Origin of the sequence: Cysteiniphilum sp. JM-1, from assembly GCF_008711525.1 — a bacterium.
Taxonomy (GTDB): domain Bacteria; phylum Pseudomonadota; class Gammaproteobacteria; order Francisellales; family Francisellaceae; genus Caedibacter.
In genome coordinates this window covers 47,713-63,096 of sequence record NZ_VXKS01000001.1, presented here as the reverse complement: position 1 = coordinate 63,096, position 15,384 = coordinate 47,713, and the positions used below count along the sequence as shown (strand labels likewise).

General features: G+C 34.9%; 10 protein-coding genes. 7 read left to right on the top strand and 3 right to left on the bottom strand.

The genetic code is table 11. The features are described from left to right. Nucleotides 1–22: 22 nt before the first annotated feature. The 3 genes from F3D68_RS00210 to F3D68_RS00200 all read right to left on the bottom strand — a co-directional run bounded on the left by F3D68_RS00210 (nt 23) and on the right by F3D68_RS00200 (nt 4,276). The gene (locus F3D68_RS00210) at nt 23–907 is read right to left on the bottom strand and encodes a hypothetical protein (RefSeq protein ID WP_151192547.1); all 885 of its coding nucleotides are present in this window, start codon (nt 905–907) and stop codon (nt 23–25) included. A gap of 68 nt (nt 908–975) precedes the next feature. Continuing rightward, nucleotides 976–2,922 (bottom strand): hypothetical protein, encoded by a 1,947-nt coding sequence (locus F3D68_RS00205; protein WP_151192546.1) that lies wholly within the window; start codon nt 2,920–2,922, stop codon nt 976–978. Between the two features lie 128 nt (nt 2,923–3,050). Next, a protein-coding gene (locus F3D68_RS00200; RefSeq protein ID WP_411954513.1) for an IS3 family transposase occupies nt 3,051–4,276 on the bottom strand; the annotation gives its coding sequence in 2 pieces (ribosomal slippage) (nt 3,051–3,998 and nt 4,001–4,276; 1,224 coding nt in all). A gap of 90 nt (nt 4,277–4,366) precedes the next feature. On the opposite strand from F3D68_RS00200, the gene F3D68_RS00195 reads away from it, so the two are divergent. From F3D68_RS00195 to F3D68_RS00165, 7 genes are all read left to right on the top strand, one after another. Next, a complete protein-coding gene (locus F3D68_RS00195) occupies nt 4,367–4,867 on the top strand; it encodes an ATP-binding protein (protein ID WP_224728188.1) in 501 nt (166 codons plus the stop codon). Nucleotides 4,868–5,161: 294 nt separating this feature from the next. Continuing rightward, nucleotides 5,162–6,925 carry a hypothetical protein gene (locus tag F3D68_RS00190; RefSeq protein ID WP_151192544.1) on the top strand — a complete coding sequence of 588 codons (1,764 nt, stop codon included), beginning with the start codon at nt 5,162–5,164 and terminating at the stop codon, nt 6,923–6,925. 131 nt (nt 6,926–7,056) lie between these two features. Continuing rightward, complete coding sequence (locus F3D68_RS00185) at nt 7,057–9,633, top strand: hypothetical protein (RefSeq protein ID WP_151192543.1); 2,577 nt, start codon at nt 7,057–7,059, stop codon at nt 9,631–9,633. A gap of 144 nt (nt 9,634–9,777) precedes the next feature. Further along, the gene (locus tag F3D68_RS00180; protein ID WP_151192542.1) at nt 9,778–11,496 is read left to right on the top strand and encodes a hypothetical protein; all 1,719 of its coding nucleotides are present in this window, start codon (nt 9,778–9,780) and stop codon (nt 11,494–11,496) included. Nucleotides 11,497–11,538: 42 nt separating this feature from the next. Further along, complete coding sequence (locus F3D68_RS00175; protein WP_151192541.1) at nt 11,539–12,174, top strand: hypothetical protein; 636 nt, start codon at nt 11,539–11,541, stop codon at nt 12,172–12,174. 193 nt (nt 12,175–12,367) lie between these two features. Continuing rightward, nucleotides 12,368–13,705: a hypothetical protein gene (locus tag F3D68_RS00170; protein WP_151192540.1), complete on the top strand. Its 1,338-nt coding sequence runs from the start codon at nt 12,368–12,370 to the stop codon at nt 13,703–13,705. A 260-nt stretch (nt 13,706–13,965) separates the two neighbouring features. Then, nucleotides 13,966–15,246 carry a lipase family protein gene (locus F3D68_RS00165; RefSeq protein WP_151192539.1) on the top strand — a complete coding sequence of 427 codons (1,281 nt, stop codon included), beginning with the start codon at nt 13,966–13,968 and terminating at the stop codon, nt 15,244–15,246. The last annotated feature ends 138 nt before the right edge of the window (nt 15,247–15,384 follow it).

The window sequence follows — 15,384 nt, the reverse complement described above, 5'->3', positions numbered from 1 at the left end:
CAACCGCATAGAGACACTTTATTTATCTATCGATCACCACAACCTTTATACCTAATGGAGTCAGATTATCTTCAATAAATTTTTCATCCTCTTTGGACACATTTCCTACCAAAATCATCTTCTCCAAGCTCTTTACTTTATTTAAATCTCTTAAAAAATTAAAACTCAAGCTATTACCACCTATAGTAATGCTTTTTATATTCAACTTGTTTAACATTAAGGTGAAATCAAAATCATCATGATAATTTTTGGCAAAAGAAATATCTAGATGCTTTAAATTTGTTAATCTACCCACTGCTTTTTCCTCAAAATAACTGTAAAAATCATAACTTATCAGAGGAAGCCTTAGTTCTTCTACAGATCGATTACTCATAATGGAATCAAGAGCTTTTTTGTAAGTCTTACTACTATAACCCCTCCATTTGAGCGGAAATATTAATTTCTTTAGATTTTTGCATTTATTTTTAATTGCGATTCTAAAAAAATTGTGCTCGACTCTTTCCTTAGCATAGAAAAAATCTAGCTCTTCAACTGAATCAACATAAACAACATAACCTAAGTTAATGTTTTCTATTAAACTATCAAGCGATAATATATTGGTTTCATATACGTGGTCATTACCATCAAGGTAATGCGTATATCTAACTGTTATCACTCCATCAGGAGCAATAGATATACTTTTTAATGCATAACTTTCAGAAGCCACACAACAAGAATAATTTTTGATCTCTTCAGAGGTGGGCGCTAAAAAAGAGGAGATTAGGCCTTTGATATTATGACTAACAAAATAAGTTGGCTTTTTAGCGTTTCCCTTAACTGCATTGAAATCAGGATCACTTCCAGCAAAAGAATTGCTACGTATAAAAATAATAGTCAAAATCAAAATGATTTTAATTACTTTACTCATTTATATATTCCTATGGTATTTATTAAATATTGAACCCTATAAAAAAGCATTGCCTTATGTGTAAAACTTTAAACAGCTAGTTTTTGAAAACCTAAAGTTAATAAGTTAAAATAGACTGCGCTATAACCACGAAGGCTAGGATTACGTCTTAATATATCTGGGTGCACTTTATGAGTAACTATTCTTTTTATTTTTTTATAGTCTTCTTGGCTGAATTTCTCCAATGTTGCATTGTGGCTATTGTAATAAAATTTTATAAATGCACGGAGAAATGGGTAAAAATTATACCCTTCTCTATGATACCTCTCAAGGTCATTAGAAAAGTTTTGATTTATGAAATTTATAATATCTTCAGCACTTCTATTTGCAGACTCAAAACTTTGCCTTTCTTGTCGTGCTTGCTGCTCTTCCTCAGCTCTTTGCTGCTGCTCTGCGTGTGCTCTACGCTGCTCTTCCTCAGCTCTTTGCTGCTGCTCTGCGTGTGCTCTACGCTGCTCTTCCTCAGCTCTTTGCTGCTGCTCTGCGTGTGCTCTACGCTGCTCTTCCTCAGCTCTTTGCTGCTGCTCTGCGTGTGCTCTACGCTGCTCTTCCTCAGCTCTTTGCTGCTGCTCTGCGTGTGCTCTACGCTGCTCTTCCTCAGCTCTTTGCTGCTGCTCTGCGTGTGCTCTATGCTGTTCCTCCTCAGCTCTTTGTTGTTGTTCAAATGTCCTATTTTTTAAAATAGATGTATTAACAAACATTTCTCGATAACTTGCCACTCCTCTCTGCACAGCTAAAGGCATGTTGTTGCTGGACAAAAACTGATTCATATTAAAATTACCAACATCATTGAGCAAACTGTAAAATGCTAAAAAATCACTTTCATTCAATAAAATATTTATAGATTTAATGATAACTCCCGGATCAATCGAGACATTATTCAGAACCGAATTCGTCACACTACTTTCATGATTGAATATTTTATCTTTTATGCGTAATGAGTTTATTGCAGGCGACCATGTACCATCATGTGGGTTAATAGTGATACTCTGCGCAGCTGTACTATCGATATGTAAAGATGCACTCATATTCACGGCCATATGTCCTGTCAGCCCGTCAGAAAAAAGAGCATGGTGCTTTATAGTGCTATTAAACATATTATCATTAAAATTAGTACTGCCTAACTCGTTACCAATCTCCGATTCACTAGGTTTATACTGTATGATAAAATAAGCTTCACTATTATCTTCTGCTTCTAATTTCACTGCAATAGGGTTTAAAAATAATGTCTGTGCTGGATTGTAAGTTTGAATTAAAGGCACATTAAATGGAAAGTTAAATCTTGCCCCATAACTATCAGTCCAAGCATTGCTTGTGGGAATACTTATATTATAAGTACCGTAAAGTTTGCTAAGATTATCAGGAAAGTCACTACTCACGATCCCTCTGTATGTTAATGCAAAGTGATCTGAAATCTGACCAGCTCGAATATTCCTATGAACGAAAACATTAAAAGGCTCCTGCCCCTTTAATGCAATCTCTTGCTCAACTTCGTGCCCATTAACATCACTTGCAGTGACTATAAGCCTTGCTTCATGCTTATTTTGATTATTGATTTGTGGTAAATAGCGCACCGTAACATAGTAATAATTACCGTCACGCTTTGTATCCATAATTTGAAAACTACTTGCGTCCAAGTCTTCACCATCAGAAACCTCACGAATCACTGACTCTAACCGATAATGTCCCAAGTTACTATCTAGAGATTGCGATTGGAGCTGAAAACTAAACTCATACTCTCGGTGAAGAATAGTATTCACCATGAATCCAGAGGGGATGTTTATCGGAACTATTCTAGAAATCCGAGTAGAAGCATCTGATGATGAAGTTGAATTGTCAGATCTTGAGCTTGAAAGAGAGGAGGGAGGTAAATTAATAGATGGTGCTTGACCAGCACTAGAATCACCGCAAGCATTTAAAAATATGGTACTAGATATTATATAAATTGTTTTTCTGAGTTTTTTTGCACTTAGCATGTGGAGTGTCTCTTTGGTTATGATTGTCAGAAAAGAATTTTATTGAGTTAATTGTTTCAAATTATTCCTAATTATACTAAAGTCTCCCCATTGTCTAGACCACTTTGCAATAAAAATGGGATATTTTTCTACTGCAAATTCAAGTCATTAATTATAGGTTTTAAGCAAATGTCTTTGTCTGCTTTTAAACCTGATAAAAATGATTCTTTAAACGTATCTACCTCAGCATTTTTATAGCTAGTATTGAAATAAACCTCAGCTGGCTTTTTATACTCAAGACCTTGGTGATGCCTTTCATAATTGTAAAAATCAAAGTATCGCTTCAACGAGCGCTTGGCTTCTTGCATGTCAGCATAATCTTTTATGTAAACCTCTTCATATTTAACGCTACGCCATAAACGCTCTATAAAAATATTATCAAAAGCACGACCTCGACCATCCATACTAATCCTGACCTCATTCGCCAAAAGAAGCCCTGTAAATTCAGCACTTGTATACTGCGACCCTTGATCACTGTTAAAGATGTCAGGCGTGCCATAGCGCAATAATGCATCTTCTAATGTGCCAACACAAAAAGCGGCTTCCATCGAGTTGCTAAGTCCCCAACTAAGCACATAACGACTATACCAATCCATGATCACAGATAAGTAGATAAAGCCTTGATTTAGGCGAATGTAAGTTAAATCTGTACACCAAACCATATTTGCTTGATCGACCGTTAAATCTTTGAGTAAATAAGGATATTTCTTGTGTGCAGGATGCGATGCACTTAAGTTCTTTTGCGGATAAATGGCCATAATCCCCATCATTCTTAATAGCCTACGCACACGCTTTGGATTAACATGGTAGCCTAAATCTTCTAAGTATTTAGTCATGCGCAAAACCCCTTTAAAAGGATGCCTTGTGTACTCTTCATCAAGTAGACGCATCAACTCGACATTATCCGAATCTTCAGGCTTGCTTTGATAATACAAGCTTGAACGATTTAACTTTAAAAGCTGGCATTGTTGCCTCATGCTTAAGCGGCTTTCATTAGCATCGATCATTGCCTTACGCTCCATAACACTTAGCTCCAAACACTTTTTTTTAGAAAGTCATTTTCACAGGTCAATTGCCCTATTTGTTGATAGAGCTTATCCATTTGCTGTTGCGAGTCTAGCGAGGCTTTTTCTTGCTTACCATTAAAGCAGGTTTTTAATGATGCCAAAGCTTGCTGCTTCCAACGATTAATCTGCGTTGAGTGCACACTATATTTTGAGGATATCTCATTTATCGTTAAATCGCCTTTAATAGCATCCAGAGCAACTTTGGCTTTAAACTCCGCTGTATAGCTTTTATTCTTTTTAGCTGGCATTTGTCACCTCCTAATTTGACACACAGTTTAGCATTTTTTGAGACCTTTTTTGTGTCTCTAACTGTGGTCTAAAATATGGGGAGTATTATAGTGATACGAGATCTAGCAACCTGTCATTTTATCAAAGAAGGTAGCCCTGTCATCATTGAGGGACCTTGTGGCACTGGAAAAACACACATCGCTCAGGCGATTGGGCATTGCGCTGTGCAGAGTGGTTACGATGTCATATTAACCTCTCAGACCAAACTTGCACAGCAATTGCAATCTGCCAAGGCGCTAAATACTTATGAGCAAACGATGAAGCGCATTGCTAAGGTACCATTATTGATCATCGATGATTTTGGCTTAAAACCATTGCGATCACCAGAAGATGAATATCTGCATGAGTTAATAGCTGAACGTAGTGAGTTTAAATCAACTTTGATTACCAGTAATCTTTCAACACATGAGTGGCATCAGGCTTTCCCAAATAAGCTGCTTGGCGCTGCTACGATTGACCGTTTAGTGCATAACGCATACATGCTGACGATAGAGGGGAAAAGTTATCGTACGATTAAAAATTTGCAAAAAGGAGATGATATGACAACCTAATTTTCTTAAACTAAATCCGGTCTTTTGATGCGCCTTAAGTGGGATACTTGGCTGCGATTGAGATGGGTTAATTAGGGTGCTAAATGACATTTGCCCTAACTGGTCTGAATTTCATGACCTACTATATAATATTATGCAGTAAACATAATGCTTAAGTTATGTCTGATTATTATCAGACTAAACACAACCTATCATTATAACTCTTACATTTTTATTACATTCTAATATCACTAATAATACATTCTATTGATTATTCTCTTACTCGTCCAAACAAGAAGAAATTAGGAGAATAAAATGAAAAAGTTATCACTATTGGTTAGTTTAATTAGTGCCACTATAGCAAGTCAATCTTTTGCATTAGAGTCATGCGCTTGTATATCAAACGAAACTTCTCATGCTGTTAAATTAAAAATCTCTCAAGTAGATAACTTTGATTGGGATAATAAAAATGAAAGACCCGATACGCAGTTTGATGGTAAAGAGCTTGGACCATATGATGCAGTTTGTGCTACCCTAGACACTAAATCGAGAGCAGACGGTTCCCCTTACCGAGTAACATTAGAAAATATTGATACAAAAGAAGATATTGCTACAGCAAGAGTTAATCAACAGCAAGCACACATAACGGTAGATCATAAAATTTTTAATCAAGACCGCAATGAAAGTGACGGCGCTTCAAACCAGTACCATGGATATTGGTCAACAGGTTATAACACTAGTGAGTTAAGAGGGACAAGCACTTTGGTTTTTGCAGATAAGGATTTATCTGCTGATACTAATATTGAATTATCAAATTGGCAAAGCAAGCTAAGCGATGATACTTTGTTAAAAGAAGTCACATTACCAGGAGCTCATGATGCTGGTGTTAACAATGCCTCACCAGTAAGCCGACATGGAGCAGCCTTAGAGGATTCATATGTAACAGCCCAAGAGTATGATATTAGAGGGATGTTAAATTATGGGACACGATATTTTGACTTAAGACCTTATGATAATAATGGGGTTCTGCGCGCAGGACATTTTGGCGGCGCTGGGGGAGGGTATGGTGAAAAGATTGTAAATATATTTGATGGTGCAGTTACATTTCTAAATAGTCACCCAAGTGAGTTTGTTGTATTTGCCATTACTCATACTGAGTCTGATGCACCTAATGACGGTGAAGCTCATCGTAGTGAAACAGCCAAAAAGATTTTAGCACTCTTAGGAAGTCAAGATTATTCAAAATATATTTATAGATCAACTTCAAATGATCTTTTAAATACACCAATTGAGAAACTAAGAGGAAAAATGATACTTCTTTTTGATAAAAACAATGGTTATGAAGGAAGCTCTGAAAACGGTGTTTTTTCAAACTCAATTATTTCTGGTTCTTATGCAAACACTTACCATGTTGCTGATATGGAGAAAGATCAATTGTCAAAGCTTGAACATAGAAAATCAAACGCACTTTTTTATTTAAGTTGGGAGTTGACTGCTAGTGAAAAATCATTGCAATTTGCTATTAGACCATTAAGTAATATCGCAAATGGTTATTTGATGAAAAATGCTTTTGATTTTGGCGCATATGAGAAGGTTCCCAATATTGTGCAGTATGACTTTAATACTCCTAGTCTGAATAATGGTCTTATTAATCAAGTAAATAATATAACCACGATGTTTATTGATATTCCAGTAAGCAGTCTGACATTTCTTAATTCTATAACGCTTTCATCAGAGTATGGTCATGGGTATTCGTATAATACATCGGCAGTTTTTTATAAAAATGGTAAGGCATATAAACGTCTATATCTCAAATTTATGGGTATGATGAATGAAGATGATACCGCTGTGAAATTAACTGCTTATTCTCCTGATACGCAAGTAAAAACAATTTTAATTGAGAGAAAAAGATCAGAAGAAGGATATGAGATTATAATCAAGGATGGTAGCGAGAAGATTTTAGGAAGGGTTGAGACAAATAAAAATAATAATTTTTATAAGGTGGATCTTGATTATTTAGTGCAAGAAAGCGCTTACAAGATCGATAGCTTTGATAGAGTTGGGGATAGAGATCAGTAGATTGCGTAGGTTTGATTACATAGGAGCAATATCCCACGGAAGTCATTTAACTCAAGCAATATTAATAATGAAATCAAAATATTATTAGTAATTGTATACCAATTTAATATCAATCAATAGAGGATAACAACATGTTGAAAAAAACAATCACTATTTTAACTGGTACATTAATCTTAACCACAACTGTTACAAGTTTTGGTAATGTTAACTCAAACTTGCTACCAAAAGAAACTCATCAGGCCGTTAAAGCAAATATGATCGAAGGAATTAATAATCTTACTTCTTCACAATTACCTAAGAAGCAGGTGGTAGGTGATATAACTGACGATATATTTGGGCAATTTGCAAAAGCAGCAGCTGCTGCAACAGCACAAGCAATTTTTGGGTTTGATGCAACGGATCCAAAGCAGATATTATCTAATGTTTTCGGAATTGATGTTAGCGACCCTGTTACCGATAGCCTAGAAAGGATTGAACAGGAATTAGCAAAGATAGATGATAAAATTGACCATCTGGATCAGGCAACTAGAAGTTTAATCGATAAGATTGATTTGCGATATATGCAAGATGCGTGGGACGCAGTTTCAAATGGTGGAAGTGCTACTAACCGAGCATTAGCATTGGCACCAAGAGAAGGGGGGGGCAATGAGTTAGCCAATCAGATGGTTTACTCTGGCGTAGTAAATGCGTTAGCAAATAACGCAGATTTAGAAAAGCTTGGATTTAAAGCTTTCAAAGGAAATATTGCTGAGTTTATTAATAGCCTTTCCTCTGATGATGCAAATAAAGCAGCCGGAATTATTTTTGGAAATGATAAAGTGACTGGAATTATTACGCCAGATTCTTTGAAGAGCATAAGCCAATTTATCAGTGGAGTTACAAACAAACAATTCTCACAAACAGGTAATTTGGGCACTGATCTCGGATCACCGTTGACTGATTTCTTAGACTACTATTTAGGCGCTGTGTATAAAATATATGCCAATGATTATTACACAGAAACTAATAACAACATGAAAGATTTTAACAGCTATTTAAGTGCATCCAGGTATGAAATGTTAAACTTGCAATATCAAATTACGATGGGATTAATTATTGGCAATAGTATAGAAAGATCCATTCTTGATATGCAAAATAATCATAAGATTACAAGTGACGATACTAAAGCGAAAATAATAGATTTAGCAACTCTAGTCAAATCTCGACCTAATATCACAGATGTGCAAAGTCTTGATAAATTTTATTTAAAAGCGAGTGACTATGTGAATAAAGTATTTGATGATCCGTCACAGGACGACAAAGCAGGCTCTGGAAATGTGGGGCGTTTCTATGACAGGCTTAGTAATGATTATATTTTGACGAAATCTGGCTCTGATATTGCTAATGGCTCAACAAAAGCCGATCCAGGTAAAGATTTTAAGTCACTTCTGGAGACCTCATCTTCATATCAAAGTTATTGTAAAACAATTGGGGTATATGATGATGCTCTCTTTGCAGAATGTCTTGTGGCATCAGATGGTAAGAACCAAACCATTTGCTCCACAGACCCCGATAGTTGCAAAAAAGTGATATATGGTATTAATATCAATAATGCTTTATCTGACTCTGATGCTGAATACGCTCAAGAAAACTATTCAAATGTAACAAGAAAAATTTCATTCTATTTACCAGCTAATAAGCCAAACCACGATGCACATTTAACTGCTACAGATGGTGCCAGTGATAGAGGAGAAAATACCAACTTGCTAGAATATTCAAAATCTATAGCTTATGAAAGTTATAGTAGTCGTGACTATTTTGAAAAGTTGATTGACTATACGTTACCTTACAGTTTCTATAATGATCAAAACCCATCTGACATTGGTGATAATGTTGCTAATGGTACACCTATTGGGTTATTTATGGGCGGTGCAAATACTTTTGAAGGCGGGGCTGATGAAAATGATTGGATTTACTCACGTGATTATCATGATGGAAGTACAAATCTTCACGATGATGGATCATTCAAAGACGATGCAAAAGCCTATTACGTCAATTATCTTGAGACACCATCTGGAGAGCCTATTTATTATACACAATATTTTGATATATATGCTCATGCTTATGATACTTCTTATTCAGGGGGAGCTTCCTATCATCTTGAGACTGGAGTGGGATGCCTGTCAAATGATACTCGATGTAATAAAGGTGTAGAGGATAATGGTCCCTATATTGGTAGTCACTCAATGCCTCGTGCAAAAATAGATATCCCAGATATTAATGATAAAGCAACAGGGTTTGCTTTACTTGGTAGAACTATCGATTATCAAATGCAGGTAGATGATTCTTCTGATATGGATACAGGACGTTTTCATTGGAGCTTGTTAATACTTAATAGTCAGTATTTTACAAGTGATTTATCTAATGATCCAACAAACTCAGTGATTAATCGCATTGGAGGAGGCTTCCGTAATAAGTGTTACATGAATACCTCTGGAGAGCCAACATGCTATTATCAAACTTACGATAAGGATAAAAATACGTATGATTTAGTAACGACTAATTTAGATGCAGACTCTGTAGAGTTACTTGCTAGAGCTAAAAACTTTACAACTTCAGATCGCGCTTATTCGTTACTTGATGCGGTGGTAAGTAGCAAAAGTGCAGCGTTGAATCTGGCTGGAAATATTTGGCACAATTTAGGAGATTTCAACCCCCATTATGACTAATGATCTAAGCTGAAAATTTCACGAACGGTTCTTCATTGGACATTACAATAAATTTACATTTTATTGCAAAAAACTCAACAGTATATCCATTATATTTATCAAGCCAACCAAGTAAACATTTAAAAAGAATCACAGGATAATATTATGAAGAATATAAAGAGAACACTCCTTTGCAGTGCAATCAGCATAACACTTTCTGGAAGTGCTATAGCCAATAACTATGAAGAACCAACAACGAGTACAGGTTATTTTGAAAGCTTCATGGTTAATGGTGCAGAAACATGTTTTGAGTCAAAAAATATAAAATTAGTCCCACAATCATTGGGAGAGATCAGAAAATTCTATGCAGGTGGTGCTGTTGATACTAAAAATGCGCTAACGAGTTTATCCATGGATTTGAACCTTGGTTTTATTTATGGTCCGTTTTCAGGGAATAATAAGATTTCCTATATAACGACAAATTTAAGTAAAGAGAAGACAATTGACTTATTTTTTATGTCGTCTTATGCTCAAAAATTTCGTGTTGATTATGGTTCAAATCCTTTTACAAAAAGAGCAGCAGAACTAATTAAGCAGAGCAATAATCCAGATAATGCTTTAAATTTTATTTCTGCATGTGGCACGAATATACCAACACTTTTCTACGCTGGAGCATCAACGCTTTTTAAAGTAACAATGACATTTAACTCTAAGGAAGAAGCTCAAGAAATCAAAGATATACTGAAAGTAAAAATGAACTTGGATGGCGGTTGGGTTTCGTTAGAGGGTGAGATAGCTAACTTAGATAAAAAGTATCAGGCTAAAACACAATTTAAGATTGAAAGTACAGAAACAGGTTATTCAACTACTGCTGCAAAGGAGCGTGAAAAAGTAGCAAATAGCATGGGTAAGTGTATATCAGGTGGATCAGAAGAAGATTGTACTCAGTATATTCAGGCGATTTCAAATTATACATTTAACTTCAGCAATTATGTTGCTAATGATGTTGCAAAGAATGACCAAAAGAAGTTTAAGTATACTTTGACACTTATGGGAACACCTCTAGAAAGTTCTCCTATAGGTCAAATTATTGTTAACCCTAAAGGCATTGATGCCAAGCAAAACGTACAAGAAGCAATTAACACCTACTATAAGAGTCAGTCAATAATGAATATAAATGCAGCTATTGAAAGATATTTACGAGAAAGACTTGAGTTAGAAGATGCTATTGATGAAATATACAACAAAGTCAATCTGGATATTAGCCTAAAAGAGTCTTTAGAGAAAATCAAAGTTATGCTATCAAAGAGCTATGATTTCAATAATCATGAGAAGGGCGTTTTAAGCAATGCTTTAAATGATATAGTCAAAAACCCAAGAAATCATCAAAGAGAGTTTGATAGAATTTTAGAGTATTTTAAGGAACATCAAATTAGTGAGAATGACTTAGGAAAAGTAGCAGAGTATAAGCATATTGAACAATTTAAATTGGCGGGTGTTGATGATATAGATTTATCAAAAATATTCCAGATAGACTCTAGTTATCTTATGAAGCAATCTGCTGAAGGCTTACCTGCTTCAAACTCTAAAAACTTTGTTGTTATTAGCGACAAAGAGCAAGGCTATCCAAGGTATCGATATTTAGACTTAGCGCTTAATTCAGCACTTAAAGAAAGTCAAAAAGAGTTTGATGATGTTATAGGAAAAATATACAAAGAGCACAATAAGGGGTGTGTATATGGGTTTTTAGGTGGTCAATACACGGGACATAGAGCCGAGTACAGACTGGAGTCCAATCATATATTACCTGTGTATAGTAAACTATTAAATTTTATTGAATCACAGAATAATTTAATTCAAGTATTAGAACAGAATAAAGCATGAAAATAAATTAACAACCTTAACAAAAAAATAAGGATTAAGTAAATGAAGTTTTTATTAAATTGTTTAGCGCTAGCCTTAACTTTTGGTTCGGCATGGGCTAGTTATGATATGCGCTTAGAAAATGAATATTATGAAGATGCTACTGTAACATTAGATTGTGGTGATAAGGATGCGGGTACTCAATTACCAGAAAGTGCGTGTAAATTATTAACATCTCACATTGAGGCTAGAACTACACGAGATTTTATGCACTTAAATCAAGATCAAGGTATTAAGAGTGGTGTTGTATATCCAATCAAAGTAACACTTTCTTATCAAGGTGGCTTAAAAGTGGTTTATAGATTTAATATTACCGGAGTTTGGGGTAGTTCAGAGCTATCAGATTTAAGGGTTACAAAAGATAAAAGTGACATCAAAAAATTGTTACCTGAAACTGGTTCGCTTATTGAGGGGAATATGGAGAATAATATATCTTTCTCTCACGATGGAGCAAGTGATTTGTCAGTTTTTGCTAAGTCTAATGTGAACTTCAGTGTTCATAAAGTAAGTGGATTAACGCTTGGGGTAAAAGCCACGACAGATTTGCATTGTCCACTTGAGCCTACAAACTCTATGCTTGAAGCAGCATGGGAAAGGGCCACTGCCAAAACAGAAAATCAAGCGTTAATTGGTAAATAGTAGAAGATGAAGATTTCCAATTAGGTAGCTATCGGAAGTCACCTAATCCAGATTGATAATAGTTATATATCAAACTTATATGCACTTCAGCATCCTAAGAGGTTTTGCCTCAACTAAACATAGCAATACCTCGCGGGTTTTATTGACGTGAAAAATGAACAAAAAACAATAAGTGATTCAGGAGAACTATAAAATGTTAAACAAGAAATACCCTAAAAAAATTATGCTAACTGCTATGATGTCATTATTGTTAGCTGGAAATAGCATAAGTTACGCTGGTGATGGTGTACAGAAATTAAAGCCAGTTAATAGCGCTTTAAGTATGTCAAAAAATGCATTAAAGATTAATTCTTTTTTGGAATCAACAAAATTTATAGGTCTTAAGTATTGGGAGCAGAAATATGTGTTACAGGACATTCTCTCCGATATACCTTATGCCAGTGAAGGAGTTGAATACGCCTTGGATGTAATCAAGTCTCAACCATTTAAATCAGTTGATTTAACTTTGAAATTTATTAATGATTATGGGAGTGGAAAATATATAGATGCTGCGAAATCAGCCATAGCCTGTATGGCATATTTGACAGGGCAACTTACAGTTTCTCAAGTGATTAATTATCTTAAAATGTATAATGGAGGGGTAAAAGCTTTATCAAATTTACTAGGCTATAGTCAGGTAAATAAGGTAGTTTCACAAACATTAGATAAAAATTTCTTTTCATCAAAAAACCTAGATCATACCTTTGTTTACTGTTCCAATGGTCATGATGAAATTATAACAACTTTTTCAAAATTAGGATTCCAATTTGCTTATAATCAAGGGTATGTTTCAGGTAGATGGATGAAAGATCATCATGGTAAAGATATCTTTGCAACAACTGTATCACCTGATGAGTTGAGAACACAATGTGCATATTTATTGGAACTAAAACGTGAAGTAGGAAGTAGTCACGTTGAGAATAGAGAATATATGACAGATTTAGATGCAGACAATGATCGACAGAAATGGGCTCAACAAAACTCTGACAAAATCAAGGTACAAGCGGTGAGTAATTTTGGAAAAAAATATGACTTCGTTTTTTATCAATTTATGGATGATGCTCATCATGAGGCAAAATGTATTAATGGGGCTGGGGCTATGCTTAAAAAGGAGCAATTTAAGCAAGACATGTTAGATCGCACATACCAAATGGCTGGTTCAGGAGTGGCAAGTAGGTATGTACTAGGTCCGATTCAATTTAATCAGTCCGCATATGGGATGAGAGATTTCGATGATTACATACATGACAAATTACAATTCAGTGGTTTTGATAGGTTAAATGATGCTGAAGTCATTGGAGATCTTGATCTAGATGTTAATGATAGTTACTGGAATACTGGACTTATGTTAGCTAATAGTGCTTGGGGTGGAGTGTGTGATGTAACTTCCCGAACTTTTTATTGTCTAGACAAGTTAGGTGAGGCATTAATAAGCTATGAAGAAGCATATGATAATGAGCTAGCTCACAGTGAAATGTATGGGGTTTTATAACAAGCAATTTAGATGAACTTTAAAAATGTTATTACAAAATTATGTATTCTAGGTTGAGTTATAGTGTCTAGGAAAGTTAAAAAACTTTGAAACAATTTTATAGTATAACTATATCGCAGTTTACAACGCAGATTTTGAAAGGTTTCATTTAAAACTAACCTTTATTACTTTTTCATCCTTGAAAATAGAAGAGGGTGAGAAAAAATAGGGAGTTTACTTTTAAATCTTAGATTAAAAGCAATAAATAGAAGGATTAAATTATGTTAAAAATAAAAAAAATATGCATATTCGCATCTATTATCGGCGCTACTTTATTAGGTGCTGTTGAATATTCTGCGGCTGTAATTGTGTACCAAGATAAGAACAAAAACGATTGGACGGGACTTATCAGTCAAGCTGTCATGGCTGCTTCAGGTGCTTATAATAATCCAAAGTTGTCTGACAGACAAATAATGGAGGGCGAGACCTTCTCTGATTATAATAATCCAGAAGGGTTTGAAGAAGATGGAATTTTTGCTAGTAAGGTAATCCTTGATGTTGGCAATAAAGCTCGCGCAGAATTAAAAGAGCAATTCGATGAATTTTCAAAATTTACTTACACTGTAGATCAACAACAAAAACCTGCTGGTATTATTTATTATAAAAAGGGTCAAGATAATCAAAATGACCAAATTTTGGTTGCATTTCATGGGACTGAAAATGTTAGTGATATCATGACAGATCTAAAGGCATCGAAAATCAAGGCAACTCTACACGGAAGTGTCAATGGGAGCCGAGTGCATAGTGGGTTTTATCAAAGGTACTCTCAGGGTAGGAATGATTTTCTGGATCTGTTGAATCAATATATTCATCAAGCACAAACAAGAAATAAGGCAGTAGATATACTTGTTACAGGCCACAGTTTGGGTGGAGCGCTTGCATCTTTAGCTGCTATAGATTTAATAGGTGATATTAAGGGAAAGAATTTAGAGGCAACGGCTAAAGTCAAGTTAATTACTTTTAACTCTCCAAGAGTTTTTGATAATGATAGTGCAGAAAAGGTTAATGAAATTTTAGGTGATAATGCATTGAGATTGTGGAGAAAGGGCGATCCTGTATCAGCTGTTCCTATGGGGAGTTTAGGATATAAGCATGTTGGAAAGTCTCTAAAGATGAGTCAAATATATGAAGGAACTAATTTGGCAAGCAATCATTCACTAGATTTAATGAAGAATGATGCTCTGTCTGTAAAGAAATTCTTTCCAGTGCCCGAAGTTATACAAGAAGCATTTCCAATATATTTATATTGCTATGATGGTGAAAGGCTATTAAATGTTAATAACACACCTTATATGGTTACATTGAGTCGAATGCCAACATGGGAGTCAATGTTTGCAAATGCATATACTTTGTCAGCTGAAGATTACGATAAACTGACCGTTATGTGTGAAAACATTATGGGTAAAGGTAATATGGTTAATGTAAGAATAGCTGAACCTGGTCTAACACTAAAGGGAGCTATATTCACTAAAAAAGGATATCCAGTTAAAAAGAATAACTAAAAACTCTCTTAATTACCCAGCAGAGTGATAAGTGTATAGAAGATTTGATTGCTTTAAGATTAAGCACTTATTGAAAATAAGTCACATTGTTTGGCATGTGATAATTCTTGAATAAGATTGATTTCATTTTGCTCTGAT

Excerpts from the sequence above, each read along its gene's own strand:
- F3D68_RS00170 (WP_151192540.1), top strand. The coding sequence starts at position 12,368 with ATGTTAAACAAGAAATACCCTAAAAAAATTATGCTAACTGCTATGATG.
- F3D68_RS00205 (WP_151192546.1), bottom strand. The coding sequence starts at position 2,922 with ATGCTAAGTGCAAAAAAACTCAGAAAAACAATTTATATAATATCTAGT.
- F3D68_RS00165 (WP_151192539.1), top strand. The coding sequence starts at position 13,966 with ATGTTAAAAATAAAAAAAATATGCATATTCGCATCTATTATCGGCGCT.
- F3D68_RS00180 (WP_151192542.1), top strand. The coding sequence starts at position 9,778 with ATGAAGAATATAAAGAGAACACTCCTTTGCAGTGCAATCAGCATAACA.
- F3D68_RS00175 (WP_151192541.1), top strand. The coding sequence starts at position 11,539 with ATGAAGTTTTTATTAAATTGTTTAGCGCTAGCCTTAACTTTTGGTTCG.
- F3D68_RS00185 (WP_151192543.1), top strand. The coding sequence starts at position 7,057 with ATGTTGAAAAAAACAATCACTATTTTAACTGGTACATTAATCTTAACC.
- F3D68_RS00210 (WP_151192547.1), bottom strand. The coding sequence starts at position 907 with ATGAGTAAAGTAATTAAAATCATTTTGATTTTGACTATTATTTTTATA.
- F3D68_RS00190 (WP_151192544.1), top strand. The coding sequence starts at position 5,162 with ATGAAAAAGTTATCACTATTGGTTAGTTTAATTAGTGCCACTATAGCA.